A 12,016-nucleotide genomic window follows, 5' to 3' on the forward strand; every position below is an offset into this window, starting at 1 on the left:
CTTCATCGATGTGCAGCGCGTCGTCGTGCGGCGGCCGCGAACCTAGGTCAGCCGCGGGGGCTGGTTCTACGCGACCCTTTCGATCGTGCCCGGGTCGGCCGACAAGGCCAGCTGCAGCGGTCGCACCTCCGGCCCGCGATAGGCGAGCTCGCTGCTCTCCAGGGCGTCGGTCTCGTCGATGCCGAAGTCATCCCAGCCCTTGGTGACGGCGAAGGGCTGGATGGCCGGCTGGCGCGGGTCTCGTAGCGAGATGATCAGATGCCAGCGGAACGCTGGATTGTGAAGCCGAAAGTCGATGCTGGAGAAGTTGCACGGCTGGCGGCGGTGGACGTGGAACGGCGCGACCGGTTCGAGACCCGCGTCTTCGGCAGCGCGCCACGCCTCGAACAGGTCGGTCGGGTCGGCGACGAAGCCGGCGTCGTCGTACCGGCGGAAGTAGCTGCCCTGGGCGTGGAACGCCGGCTGGAAGGCTGGGTCATTTCGGCGGTTGCGTCGCGGATCGAAGATGACCACGTCGGTGGCGCTGTAGGGGAATCGGGGGTCGGCGGGGTCGCCGAGCAGCAGGCCGTACGCTTTCATGCCGGCCGCGTGCAGGTCCTGTGCCTGCCGGAGCAGCCCGCTGTACAGCGCGGCGGGCATCGTCAAGACGTCGGTGCGGCGCCCGGAATGCGGGTCGAGGGATGGCTCGGGTTGCGCGTGTCTGCGTTGAATCACGGAGACAGCAGAGACCACCGCTGATCCGGAGATACGGACCAGGACCCGGACAATCGCCTGTCGCTCGGACGTGGGACGAACAGCACCCGGACACGAGCCGCCGAGCCCGTCACCGGCCGGCCGGGTCGTGTTTGCGTGCTGTGCCGGTCCGATGTGTCGGCTCCCGGTCGGTCGTCGGCGGCGTGAGCGTCACGGTCGACAGGTGGTACGCACGAACGGCATCCTCCAGCTCGGCGAGACCGGGTGTGCGTCCGTGCAGGATGAGCCCGAGCCGGCGCTCCGCCGCCTTCGCTCCGAGCAGGTCGATGATCGTGCGCAGGTCGGCGGCAACGGTGGTGGGGTCCTCGTCGAGGTCGGCACGCATTCGGTGTCGGTGCCCGCGATAGGTCACGTCGATGTCGGCGCCGCCGCGGAGGTTGACCCGCCACGTGTGCTGGGTGACGGTGATCAGCCTGTGCTGCACGGCCGCGTATCCGATCGGGATGTCGAAGCGGCGGTTCGTCTTTCGGCCGTAGACGTGAAGCACGAGCAGCGCGTTGTCCAGTGCGGCGTGCAGCGGCGACTCCAGCGCCACGCGAACCAGCGGATTCAATGCGTTGATCAGCCGCTGCGGCGGTATCCGCCGACTGATGGCGGTCGTCATCCTGACCCCCTTTCCACCGGGTGCTGGTCAGCGCCCGGTCAGCTCGACCCGAGCGTCATCCGGCGACGTCAGCGGTTGGGTGCCGGCTGCTGCTGCTGCGCGCCGCTCGGCAAGGAGCAGCAGCACCAGTGCGGGCACGATGATCAGGGCGTAGATGGTCACGAACCATCCGAAGAGCCAGAGGGCGAGATGGAACCCGATGGCTCCGACGTAGCCGAGTTGGGTTCGCCGGCCGCCGAGCAGGAGCAGCACGCCGACGGTGGCCTCGTAGATCACCAGCAAGCCGATGAACAGGGGCTGGTTCGGTGCCACCACCGCGTGCCACGCCGACGTGACCCAATCGAAGTGCGCATCGTCGGCGAACCCCCCGTAGTCGCCGCCGGTTGCCAGGTTGACCGCGTTGAACAGCGCCCCTCCGACGAGCATCAGCAGCCCGACGGCGATCCGGCCGACCTGACGCGCCCAGCGGTGCCGGCCGGCCGGCACGGCAGCGACGACGGCAGCCAGCACGCAAGCCGACCAGAAGATCTGAATCCAGACGACGTCGTTCATGGCAACCCTCCTGGCCAGCGCAGCCGACAGGTCCTCTCAGCTCAATCCCAGCGCGCGGCCGCGATGAGGCCCAGGGGCCAATGTCCCGATCACGCGGGCATCTCGTCACGACGCTCGGGACGGATGTGCGGACGTTCAGATGGGCCCACCGACGGCGTGCGGCCAGCGGCACTCAACAGCAAACGTCAGGAGGCTGGTCGGCCGAACGACCAGCAGCACGGCCGCGGCGATGCCGAATCGCCAGGCAAGGAAGGTCGGCGGCGCCATCTCCGCCAGCGATCGTTTGGTGACCACGAACGTCGAGCCCCAGATCGCCGTGGCCACGACCAGTGCTGCCATCAGCGGCGCTCCTCGACGAGCGCCGCCGCGACCCGCTCGATCAACTCGTACGGAATCGGCTCGCGGAGCGGGAACTTCAGCGTGCCCTTGCCGTCCGCATAGCGCGCCATCTCGGCCCGCAGGGCCTCGTCCGCTGCCGGAATCGGGTACAGCGACACGTGCTGTCGCCAACCCGCATAGTGCAGCAGGTTCTTGCCGTCGAGCTTGATCGTCGGCATCTGGTACGCGATTTCCTCGACGGCGTCCGGCGGGGCCACGGCGCGGATCCGGCGCCGTATCTCCGCGACCACCGCCCTGCTGTCGGTGGGCAGCGCGGCGAGATAGGCGTCAACATCGGCGAACCGGGGCGGCATGAGCTCACGCTAGCCGGACCGCTCACGGCTCGGGCAGCTGTGCGGACTCGTGCGATCCGGCACCATCCGGGCCGCCGCTCGCTAGTGTGATCGAGTGGCGACCGGCAATCTCGCGTCGTGCGGCGGCATGATCCCCGGTCGGGGCTGACATGCGGCCGTCCCGGCGCTGGGCCGCCGCGGCTGCCGTCGTGCTGGCGGCACTGGTCGGCAGCGCCAACCCGGCGTCGGCGGACCCGACCGTGTCGCCGCCGGACGCAACGACGATCGCGCGGATCGAGACGTACCTGGCGGACCAGGTCGCCGAGCGCGGCGTCCCGGGAATGGAGTACGCGCTGGTCCGGGGCGACACCGTGATCGCGCTGAACGCGATCGGCGTCGCCGACGGCGCCGGGCGGAAGCTGACCCCGCAGACGCCGATGCTGCTCGCGTCGCTGAGCAAGAACCTCACCGCGACCGCAGTGATGCAACTGGTCGAGGCGGGCAAGATCCGGCTGGATGCGGCGGTGACGACCTATCTGCCGTGGTTTCGCACGGCCGATCCGGCGGTCTCGGCGACGATCACGGTCGCCCAGCTGCTGCACCACACCAGCGGCATGCCGACCACCTCGCCCAGCCAGAACGGACTGTTGGGCGACGACAGCCCGGCCGCGCTGGAGCGTGGAGTCCGGGCACTCGACGGGGTCGAGTTGCTGACCACGCCCGGTACTGCGTTCCACTACTCCAACCTCAACTACAACATCCTCGGTCTGATCGTGCAGACGGTTTCCGGCGAGAGCTTCGCCGATTACCTGTCCCGACACGTCTTCGAGCCCGCCGAGATGGGTGGCGCATCCGCCGGCCCGCATCCCGGACCCGGGGCGGCCGCGGGCTTCTACCCGTGGTTCGGCCGATTTCGGCCGACCTCGGTGCCCGAGCCGGCCAGCCTGATGCCGTCGGCGATCAGTTACGCCTCGGCGGCCGACCTCGCTCGAGTGCTGATCATGAACCTGAACGAGGGCGAGGTCGGCGGCTCCAGAATTCTCGAGCCGGCGTCCGTCGCCGAATTGCACCGGCCGGCGTTCGCGGCCGACGACTTCCAGGCCTACGCGATGGGCTGGTACGTCCGCCCGGGCTGGGAGTTCGACGACCCCACCTCGCTGACCACATCGACCCGGCTGCCGCTCCTCCTCGAACACGGCGGATCCTGGTCGACCACCCGCACGTATCTCGGCTTCCTACCCGGGGAAAAGATCGGCGTCGCCATTTTGATCAACGCGAATCAGCCGGCGACCGAGTCCGAGCTCCAGGCGATCCCGACCAGCGTCTGGCGGATCATCGCCGGCCGGCAGCCGACCGAGTCCAGCGCCAGCGAGCCGCTGTTGCAGCAGTACGGCTGGCAGGTGGCCGCCGCTATCGTCGCCGTCCTGCTCGCCAGCGCGGCCTGGTCGCTCTGGCTGCTGCGCCGGCCCGCGGTCCACCCGAGGGCCCGGTTGGCCGTGTTCGCGGCGATGCTGGCTCTCGACGTCGGCGTTCTCGCGGTGATCTGGCGCTATCTTCCGGTCGCCTTCGACACCACCACGGTGGCGTTGATGCGCGCCAACCCCGACGTCGGCATCCTGCTCGCGGTCGCGACGCTGATCGCCGCCGGCTGGGGGCTGGCGCGCACCGTGCTGGCGACGCTGCCCTTTTTCAGCCGTCGCGGTGGATCAGGTCGCGGTACAACCGTTCCAAGATCAGCGCAGGCTCACCCAGGCCGCTGATCCGGCGGACGTGATCGGCGAGGCGCTCCGAGCGCCACGCCACCGCCAGGAAGTCCAGCGCCGTCGAGACCTGCATGGCGTGGTGAGTGAGGATCGTCCGGAGTGTGTCGGCGGTCCGGCGATCGGCCGGGTCCGGGCATGCCACGGCCGGCGGGACCGCGTCGGCCAAGGCAAAGAACCGGCGGACCAGCGGCCCGCCTCGCGGAGCGACCCGACCGAGGTGCTCGCCACGGGCGACGTCGGCCAGCACGGCCTCGGCCTCGTCTTGGAGGATGAGCGCTTCCGCGGCGATCCGACGCATCGCGACCGCCGGGTCCGGCGGCGGGGCGAACTCCACATCCAGCAGTTCGACCCGACCCGGCGAGGCCGAGCGGCGACGTACCATCGCGCGGGTCACCTCCTCCACCGCCACTAGGAGCCGGCGGTGCCGATGTCCAGCAGGTTACGTCGGTGAACGAATGTCCCACCAGCCGTGCCGATCCGGAAGGATGTGCCCATGATCGATCTCGACGGCATCCTCCTGGTGAGCGCCGTCGTGCTGATCGCGGCCATCCTCGCCGCCCGGGTGGGTGCCCGGATCGGGTTGCCGTCGCTGTTGCTGTTCCTGGCGCTCGGCATGGCGATGGGGCCGCTGGGGCTGAACCTGACTGACCCGGGTCTCGCGCGGGCCCTCGGTTTCGGTGCGCTGGTGGTGATCCTCGCCGAGGGCGGTCTGACCACCAAGTGGAGCGACATCAAGCCATCGATCGGGATCGCCGCGGTGCTCGCCACCCTCGGCATCGCGGTCAGCGTCGCCCTGATGACCGCCTTCTGCCACTTCGTGCTCGGGCTCGACCTGTGGCTGTCGGTCCTGCTCGGCGCGGTCACCTCGCCGACGGACGCCGCAGCGGTCTTCTCGGTGCTCCGCAACGTGCCGATCCCGCACAAACTCCGCGGCGCACTCGAGGCAGAGTCCGGTCTCAACGACGCCCCCACGGTGCTGCTCGTCGCGCTGGCCAGCGAGGCGGCGATCCACGGCATGCCGGCCGGCGGATTCCCCGGCATCGTCGCCCTGATGGCCATCGAACTGGCCGGCGGCGTGCTGATCGGGCTCGGCTTCGGCTGGGTCGGGGTCGCCATCCTGCGCCGGGTCGCCCTGCCGTCGTCCGGCCTGTATCCGCTGGCAGCGCTGGTCTGGACCGTTTTCACCTACGCCGCGGGCGCGGAGGTGCACACCAGCGGCTTCGCCGCCGTGTACGTCTGTGCCCTGATGCTCGGCAACGCCCAGCTGCCACACCGAGCGGCGACCCGTTCGTTCGTCGAGGGCATCGGCTGGATCGCACAGATCGGGCTGTTCGTGATGCTCGGCTTGCTGGCCCAGCCGCAGCTGGTCACCGTGCAGGCGGCGCTGATCGCGGTCGCGGCCGGCCTGTTCCTGACCCTGGTGGCGCGGCCGCTATCGGTGCTGGTGTCGGCGTTGCCGTTCAGGATGCCGGCCCGAGAACAGGTGTTCTTGTCCTGGGCGGGGCTGCGCGGGGCGGTCCCGATCGTGCTCGCCACCATCCCCGTCTCCGAGGGCGTCGTCGGCTCGGACCTGCTGTTCAACGTGGTGCTCGTGTTCGTGGTCGTCTTCACCTGCCTGCAGGCGCCCACGCTTCCGCTGGTCGCCCGCAAGCTCGGCCTGATCGACGACGCGGCGACGACGGACGTCGAAGTCGAGGCCGCACCCTTGGATCGGATCTCGGCCGAGCTGCTCCAGGTCCGCATCCCCGCGGGATCCAGGCTGGCCGGGATGGAGATCACCGAGCTCCGGCTGCCGACGAACACGGTCGTCTCGCTGCTGATCCGCGACAGTCGGGCCTTCTCACCGGCCGGCCGGGACCGGATCAAGGTCGGCGACGAACTGCTGATCGTCACCCCGAGCGCCCATCGCCAGTTCACCGAGGACCGGCTGCGCGAGCTCGGCCGCGGCGGACGGCTGGCTCGGTGGCGAAGCGGCGGTCGGCGCGGGGCCAACCCGGGCCAGCGAGGACGTACGTCCTGAGCCGGCCTCAGCCGCCGAGCTGGGCGCTGGGGGAGGCGGTCTGCTGCTCGGGCAGGCAGACCGTGGTCGACTTCACCGCGAACGTGGTCTTGGCCTTGCCGTTGAAGCCGCCGTATTTGTTGCCGACCAGGACGTCGACGGAATGGTCGGCGCGCTTGTCGCCGCGGACGGTCGAGTTCTTGAAGAAGGTCTTCACGAACAAGACCTCCGGCGCCTTCGGGTCGGCACCGACGATGACGGTCTGCTGGACCTTCTCGGCGGTGTTGGTGGTCTTGGCGACCTTGAAGCCCTTCTCCCGCAGAGCTCGGCCGACATCGCCGGCCAGGCCCTTGCGGTCGCCGCCGTTGAACACGCTGACCGTGACCTGGCCCGTCTTCAACTGGCCACCCTGGACGCTCTGGTCGACACACGGGGTCGGGGCCGGCGGCGGCACCGGCGCGAGCACGTTCGTATAGCCCCAGTAGGCGCCGTAGCACAGGATGCCGAGCAAGATGAGCAGCGTCACCGGCGTGCGGGCGATCCTGAAGATGCGTCCTAACACCGGCTGATCCTTGCCTTTCCTGCGGACTCCCTCGTCGTGCGCGCGAGCCTACCTGGTCGGTCGGGTCCTACTTGAGTTCCAACACCCGGGCGTGCATGGTCTGCCGTTGCTGGAGCGCGGCCCGAAGCGCGCGGTGCAGCCCGTCCTCCAGGTACAGGTCACCACGCCAGGCCACCACATGGGCGAACAGATCGCCGTAGAACGTGGAGTCCTCCTCCAGCAGGGCCTCGAGATCGAGGGTCCGCTTGGTGGTGACCAGCTGGTCCAGCCGGACCTGGTGCGGAGCGATGGCTGCCCACTGCTTCTGCACGTACCCGTGGTCGGGGTACGGCCGCTGGTCCCCGACCCGCTTGAAAATCACTGTGTCACCCTAGTCGAGGATCTCCGGGGCGGGCCAAATCGACATCGTTACGATTTGGAACATGAGTGACGCCGGCGCAGACGCCGCCTCCCCCGCTTCGGCACCGGTCGAGACCGTCTCCGCACCGGTCGAGCTGAGCCCCGAGGTGCAGGCCATCGTCACCGGTTACACCTTCGCCGAGCCCTCGATCGAGCTCGGCGTGCTGATGGAGAACGACGCGCCGATCCCGCAGGCGGTGGTGCGGATCCCGCTCGGCATGCTCAACCGGCACGGCCTCGTGGCCGGGGCGACCGGCACCGGCAAGACCAAGACGCTGCAGCTGATGGCGGAACAGATCTCCGCCGCGGGCGTGCCTGTCTTCGCCGCCGACATCAAGGGCGACCTGTCCGGCATCGCCGCCCCCGGCCAGCCCAGCGAGAAGCTGCTCGCCCGGACCCAGAAGATCGGACAGGACTGGCAGCCGCAGGCGGCGCCGGTCGAGTTCTATGCGCTCGGCGGACAGGGCGTCGGGGTGCCGCTGCGCGCCACCATGACCAGCTTCGGGCCGAGTCTGCTGGCCAAGGTGCTCGATCTGAACGCGGTCCAGGAGTCATCGCTCGGCCTGGTGTTCCACTATGCCGACGCCCAGGGGCTGCCGCTGCTCGACCTGTCCGACCTGCGCGCCGTGCTGCAGCACCTGACCAGCGACGAGGGCAAGGCGGAGCTGAAGACCATCGGCGGGTTGAGCGCGGCGACGGCCGGCGTCATCCTGCGGTCGCTGATCACGTTCTCCGACCAGGGAGCGGAGGCGTTCTTCGGCGAGCCCGAGTTCGACACCCGCGACCTGCTGCGGACCACGGCCGACGGACGGGGGGTTGTCTCGCTGCTGGAGCTGCCGAACCTGCAGGACCGGCCGGCGCTGTTCTCCACTTTCTTGATGTGGCTGCTGGCCGACCTGTTCCACGACCTGCCCGAGGTCGGCGACATCGACAAGCCGAAACTGGTGTTCTTCTTCGACGAGGCACACCTGCTGTTCAACGGCGCGTCGAAGGCTTTTTTGGACGCGATCGCCCAGACGGTGCGGCTGATCCGGTCGAAGGGCGTCGGCATCTTCTTCGTCACCCAGACCCCCAAGGACGTTCCGGATGCGGTGCTCGCACAGCTCGGCTCGCGGGTCCAGCACCAGTTGCGCGCCCATACGCCCAATGACGCCAAGGCGCTCAAGCAGACCGTGCTGACGTTTCCGAAGTCGCACTACGACCTGGCCGAGACGCTGCAGCAGCTGGGCACCGGCGAGGCCATCGTGACGGTGATGGATCCCGACGGCGCGCCGACGCCGGTGGCCTGGACCCGGATGCGGGCGCCGCAGTCGCTGATGGCGGCGATCCCGGAGGAGTCGTTGCGACCCGGCGTCGCGCAGTCAGCGCTGATGGGCAAGTACGGTCAGGCGATCGACCGCGACTCCGCCCGCGAGATGCTGGCCCGCAAGCTGGAGGAGGGCGCCGCGGCCGCCGAGCGCGAACGGCAGGCGGCGGAGGCGGCCAAGCAGGCCGAGCAGCAGGCGAAGGAGCAGGCCAAGGCGGACGAGGCGGCCCGGCGAGAGGCCGACCGCGCCGCGCGGACGTCGCCAGCGGGTTCGTCGCGCAGCCGCAAGCAGGACAAGAGCGTGTTCGAGCAGGTCACCTCTTCGGGCGCGTTCAAGGACTTCGCCCGCACCGCGGGGCGCGAGATCGTGCGGAGCATCTTCGGCATCGCGCGGCGCCGATGAGCGAGCCCGCGGGGACCGCGCCGCGGCGGGTCTGCGTTACCGGCAGCTCCGGGCTGCTCGGGCATGCCGTGGTGGCCGAGCTGCTGGCTGCGGGCTACGAGGTCGTCGGGGCCGACCGGCTGCCACCGCGGACCGAGCACCCGGCCTTCCGGTCGGTGACCTGGCACGGACGCGACGTCGGCGAACTGGCCCGGGAGCTACCGGGCTGCACCGGCATGGTCCATCTGGCAGCCATCCCGCAGCCATACCTCAACCCCGACGACGAGGTCTTCGCCAACAACACCACGGCCACCTTCGCCGCGCTGCAGGCCGCGGTCGGCGTCGGCATCACCAGGATCGCCATCGCGTCCAGCATCTCCGCCTACGGGATGGCGTTCGCGCCCGCCGAGCTCCGGGCGCTGTACGTACCGCTGGACGAAAGTCATCCGATCCGGGCCGCCGACCCGTACGCCGCCAGCAAGGAGGCCGACGAGGTGACCGCGCGGATGTTCTGCCGGCGCTACGAGCTGTCGATCGCGGCCCTCCGGTTCGCCTGGGTCGCCTCGCGCGAGGCGCAGCTGGACAGCGCGGCGGTCCGCGGCGAGCCGGCCGGCGGCCAGGAGCTGCGGAACCTCTGGGCGTACGTCGACGATCGCGACGCCGCCCGCGCCTGTCGGCTGGCGCTGGAGGCAGCCGAGCAGCGGCCGTACGGCTTCGCGGCCATGCACATCGTCGCGGCCGACTCGCTGGCCCGGGAGCCACTGGGCGACCTGATCGCTCGGGACGCGCCCGAGATCGAGATCCGCCGGGACCTGGGGCAGACCGGCGGGGCCTGGGCGATCGACCGGGCCGAGTCCTTGATCGGCTGGCGGCCGGCGCACTCCTGGCGGCACCTCCACTAGGCGCTACTGCAGCGAGCTGGTGAGCCGCATCAGGCTGTCGAACAGCTTCTCCGAGCGGGGCCGCTTCAGCCACTGGTCGAGGTGGATCTCCTTGCTCTTGGCGCGGTAGTCGTCCTCCACCGCCCGCATGTCGTCGACGAACTCCTTGCCCTCGACCAGCACCATCAGCTCCATGTGCAGGCTGAGCGAGCGGATGTCCAGGTTGCTGGTCCCGATCAGCGCGTGGTCGTCGTCGAAGGACAGGTGCTTGGCGTGCAGGATGTAGGGCGCCGGATACATGAAGATCCGGACGCCGGCCCGGAGCAGCTCCTCGTAGTAGGACCGCTGCGCGTGGTAGACCATGAACTGGTCGCCGATCTCGGAGACGAACAGTTCCACGCTCAGTCCGCGACTCGCCGCGGTCACCATGGCGCGCTGGATCGACTCGTCCGGAACGTAATAGGGGCTGGTCACACTGACCCGGTGCCGGGCGTTGTGGATCAGCGCGGCGAACAGCTTCGCGTTGTTGTCGTTGTCGAACGTCGGACCGCTGGGCAGCACCTGCATGTCGTACGCGGACGTGTCGCCCGGGTCGACCACTACCGCGGCGTTGTCCAGGAACAGCAGGTCGTCGGTCTCGGCGTACCAGTCGCTGGCGAACACCGCCTCCAGTTCCCGGACCGCGGGGCCCGTGACGCGCATCATCAGCTCCTGCCACTTCAGGCCGCGCTGGACGTTCTTCGGCTTGTTGTAGCTGCGGTCGGTCATGTTCTGCGAGCCGGTGTGGGCCACCTTGCCGTCCACGATCACGATCTTGCGGTGGTTGCGCAGGTCGGGACGACGCCACTCCCGCTTCAACGGATTGATCGGCAGCATCGCGTGATATTCGGCGCCCATCGCGGCGAAACGCCGGACAGCCTCCTTGCGGTTCGGATAGCCCACCTGTGCCACGTGGTCGGAGAGCACCCGGACCTTGACCCCCCGCTGGCAGGCGCGTTCCAGCGCCTGGAAGAACGGCTCGGTGACCTTGTCCATGACCAAGATGAAAAACTCGACGTTGACCCACTTCTCGGCCGCGTCGATGTCGGCGATCATCGAGTCGTACGACCCCACGTAGTCGCCGTTGATCGTTGCGTGGTTGCCGCCGACCATCGGCAGCGCGCCGAGCCGCCGGCTCATCCGCACCATCGACGGCAGGTAGTCCGGCCACTGGCCCTCCCGGCTGGTCAGGTGCAGCCCCTCGGTGCGTTCCAGGAACAGCTTGTTGACCTCGCGCTGCTTCTCCTTGCGCGACTTCGGCAGCTTCGGACTGCCGATCAGCAGGAAGAACAGGATGCCGATGATCGGCAGGAAGACGAACATCAAGATCCAGGCGATCGCCGACGACGGGTTGCGGTTCGTCGCCACGTACGCGCCCGCGACCAGGATGATCACGATGTCGAGGATCAGCAGCAGCCACGGCAACAGATCGGCCAACACGGTCATGGGCGGAGCCTAGTGGGATCGGGCGGCCGGCTCATCCTCCGACGCAGCTGAAGCGTCGATGGAATGTGCGTCCGGACCGGGCCGGAAAAGGGGCAGCCCGCCCCGGGGTTCGGCTGACCGGGGCGGGCTGCGGAAGGGGAGGCGTCGACGCGGTGTCAACCGACCGGCGTCAGCTGGTCGGCGTGCGCCGGGGCGTCGGAGTCGACGCTCGGCGAGCCGACGGGCTCGACCCGAGCCGGCCGGGGGAGAGACCGGGCCGGCCGGGACGCGAGGCGACGCTCCCGAAGTGCCTGACGGACCGACGATCGCTCGGCGGCCCGACGGCTGAGTTGGATGTCGGATTCGAGGGATCCGCGAGGCGCGACCCAGGGGTCGACGCTCACAGAACACAGTCCTGCGGTGAACATGATCGCTGCTCCTGGAAGGAAGGTTCGGCGGTCGGCGGACGCCGGCGCCGGGGTGGTGGCGTTTGCCGGATGGGCGCGTACGACGGCGCGCAGACCGGCGGAGACGGTGGTCGGACGTGGCCTGGCGAGGGCCGAAAGACGCAGGTCTCAGGCGAGAACGCCGGGGGCGGTGCCCCGAACGGCGTGATCGGCCGGACCGGACGATGTGTCATTGATCAACTCGGGCACCTCCCTTCCGTGGACGCGAGCGGC

Annotated in this window: 13 protein-coding genes; 4 read left to right on the top strand and 9 right to left on the bottom strand. The window is 69.5% G+C overall.

The window, feature by feature from the left end:
* Positions 1 to 66 precede the first annotated feature (66 nt).
* The 5 genes from ABD747_RS23175 to ABD747_RS23195 all read right to left on the bottom strand — a co-directional run bounded on the left by ABD747_RS23175 (position 67) and on the right by ABD747_RS23195 (position 2,601).
* Positions 67 to 639: a Mov34/MPN/PAD-1 family protein gene (locus ABD747_RS23175; RefSeq protein WP_344809126.1), complete on the bottom strand. Its 573-nt coding sequence runs from the start codon at positions 637 to 639 to the stop codon at positions 67 to 69.
* A 184-nt stretch (positions 640 to 823) separates the two neighbouring features.
* A complete protein-coding gene (locus ABD747_RS23180) occupies positions 824 to 1,357 on the bottom strand; it encodes a hypothetical protein (RefSeq protein WP_344809128.1) in 534 nt (177 codons plus the stop codon).
* Positions 1,358 to 1,384: 27 nt separating this feature from the next.
* Positions 1,385 to 1,909 (bottom strand): hypothetical protein, encoded by a 525-nt coding sequence (locus ABD747_RS23185; protein WP_344809130.1) that lies wholly within the window; start codon positions 1,907 to 1,909, stop codon positions 1,385 to 1,387.
* A 135-nt stretch (positions 1,910 to 2,044) separates the two neighbouring features.
* Positions 2,045 to 2,248 carry an EamA family transporter gene (locus ABD747_RS23190; protein WP_344809132.1) on the bottom strand — a complete coding sequence of 68 codons (204 nt, stop codon included), beginning with the start codon at positions 2,246 to 2,248 and terminating at the stop codon, positions 2,045 to 2,047.
* Positions 2,248 to 2,601: an iron chaperone gene (locus ABD747_RS23195; protein ID WP_344809134.1), complete on the bottom strand. Its 354-nt coding sequence runs from the start codon at positions 2,599 to 2,601 to the stop codon at positions 2,248 to 2,250. The genes ABD747_RS23190 and ABD747_RS23195 overlap by 1 nt, the downstream gene beginning before the upstream one ends.
* Before the next feature lie 149 nt (positions 2,602 to 2,750).
* Between ABD747_RS23195 and ABD747_RS23200 the strand changes: the two genes are divergently transcribed.
* The gene (locus ABD747_RS23200; protein WP_344809136.1) at positions 2,751 to 4,340 is read left to right on the top strand and encodes a serine hydrolase domain-containing protein; all 1,590 of its coding nucleotides are present in this window, start codon (positions 2,751 to 2,753) and stop codon (positions 4,338 to 4,340) included.
* Here ABD747_RS23200 and ABD747_RS23205 read toward each other — a convergent pair.
* A complete protein-coding gene (locus ABD747_RS23205; RefSeq protein WP_344809138.1) occupies positions 4,270 to 4,737 on the bottom strand; it encodes a hypothetical protein in 468 nt (155 codons plus the stop codon). The genes ABD747_RS23200 and ABD747_RS23205 overlap by 71 nt on opposite strands.
* A gap of 99 nt (positions 4,738 to 4,836) precedes the next feature.
* Between ABD747_RS23205 and ABD747_RS23210 the strand changes: the two genes are divergently transcribed.
* Positions 4,837 to 6,363, top strand: coding sequence for a potassium/proton antiporter (locus tag ABD747_RS23210; protein WP_344809140.1), 1,527 nt, complete (start codon positions 4,837 to 4,839; stop codon positions 6,361 to 6,363).
* 7 nt (positions 6,364 to 6,370) lie between these two features.
* On the opposite strand, the gene ABD747_RS23215 is transcribed toward ABD747_RS23210, so the two are convergent.
* Positions 6,371 to 6,904 (bottom strand): LytR C-terminal domain-containing protein, encoded by a 534-nt coding sequence (locus ABD747_RS23215; protein ID WP_344809142.1) that lies wholly within the window; start codon positions 6,902 to 6,904, stop codon positions 6,371 to 6,373.
* Positions 6,905 to 6,971: 67 nt separating this feature from the next.
* Complete coding sequence (locus ABD747_RS23220) at positions 6,972 to 7,265, bottom strand: type II toxin-antitoxin system VapB family antitoxin (protein WP_344809144.1); 294 nt, start codon at positions 7,263 to 7,265, stop codon at positions 6,972 to 6,974.
* Between the two features lie 61 nt (positions 7,266 to 7,326).
* Here ABD747_RS23220 and ABD747_RS23225 point away from each other — a divergent pair, with 61 nt between their 5' ends.
* Both ABD747_RS23225 and ABD747_RS23230 read left to right on the top strand, forming a co-directional pair.
* A complete protein-coding gene (locus ABD747_RS23225) occupies positions 7,327 to 9,012 on the top strand; it encodes a helicase HerA-like domain-containing protein (RefSeq protein ID WP_344809146.1) in 1,686 nt (561 codons plus the stop codon).
* A complete protein-coding gene (locus tag ABD747_RS23230; RefSeq protein WP_344809148.1) occupies positions 9,009 to 9,893 on the top strand; it encodes an NAD-dependent epimerase/dehydratase family protein in 885 nt (294 codons plus the stop codon). The genes ABD747_RS23225 and ABD747_RS23230 overlap by 4 nt, the downstream gene beginning before the upstream one ends.
* 3 nt (positions 9,894 to 9,896) lie before the next feature.
* Here ABD747_RS23230 and cls read toward each other — a convergent pair whose 3' ends face one another.
* The gene (gene cls / locus ABD747_RS23235; RefSeq protein ID WP_344809150.1) at positions 9,897 to 11,357 is read right to left on the bottom strand and encodes a cardiolipin synthase; all 1,461 of its coding nucleotides are present in this window, start codon (positions 11,355 to 11,357) and stop codon (positions 9,897 to 9,899) included.
* Positions 11,358 to 12,016: the final 659 nt, after the last annotated feature.

The organism is Microlunatus ginsengisoli (assembly GCF_039537205.1).
Taxonomy (GTDB): Bacteria; Actinomycetota; Actinomycetes; order Propionibacteriales; family Propionibacteriaceae; genus Microlunatus; species Microlunatus ginsengisoli.

Coding starts and splice junctions, on each gene's coding strand:
- ABD747_RS23195 (WP_344809134.1), bottom strand. CDS start 2,601: ATGCCGCCCCGGTTCGCCGATGTTGACGCCTATCTCGCCGCGCTGCCC.
- ABD747_RS23225 (WP_344809146.1), top strand. CDS start 7,327: ATGAGTGACGCCGGCGCAGACGCCGCCTCCCCCGCTTCGGCACCGGTC.
- ABD747_RS23190 (WP_344809132.1), bottom strand. CDS start 2,248: ATGGCAGCACTGGTCGTGGCCACGGCGATCTGGGGCTCGACGTTCGTG.
- cls (WP_344809150.1), bottom strand. CDS start 11,357: ATGACCGTGTTGGCCGATCTGTTGCCGTGGCTGCTGCTGATCCTCGAC.
- ABD747_RS23180 (WP_344809128.1), bottom strand. CDS start 1,357: ATGACGACCGCCATCAGTCGGCGGATACCGCCGCAGCGGCTGATCAAC.
- ABD747_RS23230 (WP_344809148.1), top strand. CDS start 9,009: ATGAGCGAGCCCGCGGGGACCGCGCCGCGGCGGGTCTGCGTTACCGGC.
- ABD747_RS23200 (WP_344809136.1), top strand. CDS start 2,751: ATGCGGCCGTCCCGGCGCTGGGCCGCCGCGGCTGCCGTCGTGCTGGCG.
- ABD747_RS23175 (WP_344809126.1), bottom strand. CDS start 639: ATGCCCGCCGCGCTGTACAGCGGGCTGCTCCGGCAGGCACAGGACCTG.
- ABD747_RS23185 (WP_344809130.1), bottom strand. CDS start 1,909: ATGAACGACGTCGTCTGGATTCAGATCTTCTGGTCGGCTTGCGTGCTG.
- ABD747_RS23210 (WP_344809140.1), top strand. CDS start 4,837: ATGATCGATCTCGACGGCATCCTCCTGGTGAGCGCCGTCGTGCTGATC.